1 protein-coding gene and 1 pseudogene (1 of these 2 cut by a window edge) are annotated in these 994 nt (G+C 30.3%); one reads left to right on the top strand and one right to left on the bottom strand.

Features of this window, described 5'->3' with window-relative positions; genetic code table 11:
• Window positions 1–105 precede the first annotated feature (105 nt).
• Window positions 106–915: a hypothetical protein gene (locus tag COU51_00705; GenBank protein ID PIR67095.1), complete on the top strand. Its 810-nt coding sequence runs from the start codon at window positions 106–108 to the stop codon at window positions 913–915.
• 48 nt (window positions 916–963) lie between these two features.
• Here the strand turns inward: COU51_00705 and COU51_00700 are convergent.
• Window positions 964–994, bottom strand: a pseudogene (locus COU51_00700) (hypothetical protein) (it continues 203 nt past the right edge of the window).

Raw genomic sequence — 994 nt, 5'->3', positions numbered from 1 at the left:
GGTGGGATAAATCCTAAAACTGGAAAGCGCCGACCAATAACTCGTGCGTTTTACGCTCGAACAAGTTTAGTCAAGAAAATTTTTGAAACAGCTTCATAAATAATTATGCAATCGCAAAGTACTCATTTTATTTTCGATGGTAGCAAGGTTATTATTTCTCCAAATTTACACGAAGTCATAATTTTTTTACAAGAAATCGAAAAAGAAATAGAAAATTTTATAAATTTCGATAAAAAATTAGAGTCAATAAGAAAGCAACACTTGGAAACAATAAAACTTGTCGAAGTGCTTGCTGGAAAACTTAAGGAAAACTCTATTGATTTTAAATTTACTTTTTCAGAACATCCTGCGAGCATGGCTGATAAATTAAAAAGAGATAGGCCTATTCGTTCCGAAATGATAGTATTATTTGCAAATTTAGAAACTTTATTTTGTCTTAATATTGCTTATGAAAATAAAACCTCTGACGAAAAAAAAATTATTAAAAAAGCAATGAATCAAGAGAATATAAAAAGTTTTATAGAAGAATTTTGTTTAAATCCAAAAAACGAATGGTGTCAAGATAATCAAGAAAGATTGGAGCATATTACTACAGATGATCTTAGAAAATTAAGGAATTCGCTAACTCACTTTTTTTCTGTAGCTAAAGGATTAGGAATTTCTTATGCCATGCTTGATGAAAAATCAAGAAGATTGGAAATAGCTACAGATTACAAAGCTAAATTTGTTTCTCCAGAGGATTTGTATGGAATTATAAAGGGTGCTGCAAAACTGATGATTATCAAGTGGAGTGCCGATTGCAAAGATTGTCTGGCTAAAAAATCAAATGAATTTAAAGAAAAAATATTAGCTGTAAAATCAGTAGTAAAAAAATCAGGAGCGATAGTTGTTAAAAACAATCAGATAAATATCTAAGATAAGGAGTTTTTAATTTTGGGCATTCACCCCCAGCCCCCTCTGCCCCTACGCCAAGACAAAAATAAAATTTGTTAAT

The organism is Parcubacteria group bacterium CG10_big_fil_rev_8_21_14_0_10_36_14, from assembly GCA_002772895.1.
GTDB lineage: Bacteria > Patescibacteriota > Patescibacteriia.
The sequence above is the reverse complement of the archived record's forward strand: the minus strand, read 5'-3'. Positions and strand labels throughout refer to the sequence as shown.